The sequence below is a fragment of the Mesorhizobium sp. PL10 genome, from assembly GCF_053714315.1.
In genome coordinates this window covers 1-764 of record NZ_JBSKBR010000165.1, presented here as the reverse complement: position 1 = coordinate 764, position 764 = coordinate 1, and the positions used below count along the sequence as shown (strand labels likewise).

At 57.3% G+C, this 764-nt stretch carries 1 protein-coding gene; it reads left to right on the top strand.

Translation table 11 applies throughout. The features are described from left to right. Positions 1-459: 459 nt before the first annotated feature. Positions 460-764: DUF309 domain-containing protein (locus tag ACWGTO_RS33670; RefSeq protein WP_454578978.1), on the top strand; the 305-nt coding region annotated here is incomplete at its 3' end.

Below are 764 nucleotides of genomic sequence, written 5' to 3'. Positions count from 1 at the left end.
ACCGGGATTGTTTTTGAATACCCCGCTTCCGCTTGACTTCCAGGATGAATGGTCGCGTTTGACGCCTCATCTTGCTTCCTTGTGAGCATCATTGTCGAAAAGGCGCCTGCGATACGCCGCCAATTCCTGTACGGCGCTGGCGTTTATCGCCCAGAAGGCGCCTTGGCAACACCATCAGGGTCATAGCCCCTCGTAGCCGAGGCTGCAAAGCCTTCGCTTGGGCGACGATCCACATGGAGGCGCGCCGGGCTCGGGCAATCGTATCCACCGACTTCATCACCACTACCCGCTGACTTAACGCCGTCAATGCGGGCCCAGAGAACCTTTCTCCAATGGAGCAATCTTAACTGAGTTTCATTTCTCAGTGAATGTGACCGCCTTCTGCGCATTGTCGCCAACCGCCGCGCATATAGGAAACTTCGTATCCGAGCCGCGACCATCCATGTGATATCATGCTTTGTGGCCATTGCTCCGAATTCGCGTCCCCGGCACCTGCCGGAAAAGAGCTTTCCAGCCTATGCGTACTTGCCGGGCAGGCAGCCGCATCCCGCGCGCGATCCCGCTGGACATAGTTATCTCGTCGAGCCGATGCTGGTCGCCACGGATGCGGCGATTGGCTCAGATCCATTCCTCTGGGGCTTCGGCCTTTTCAATCACGGGTATTACTGGGAAGCACATGAGGCGTGGGAAGGTCTTTGGCAGATTGCGGACCGAGGCAGCCCTTCTCGCGCGTTCTTCAAAGCATTGATCCTTTTGTCGGCAGC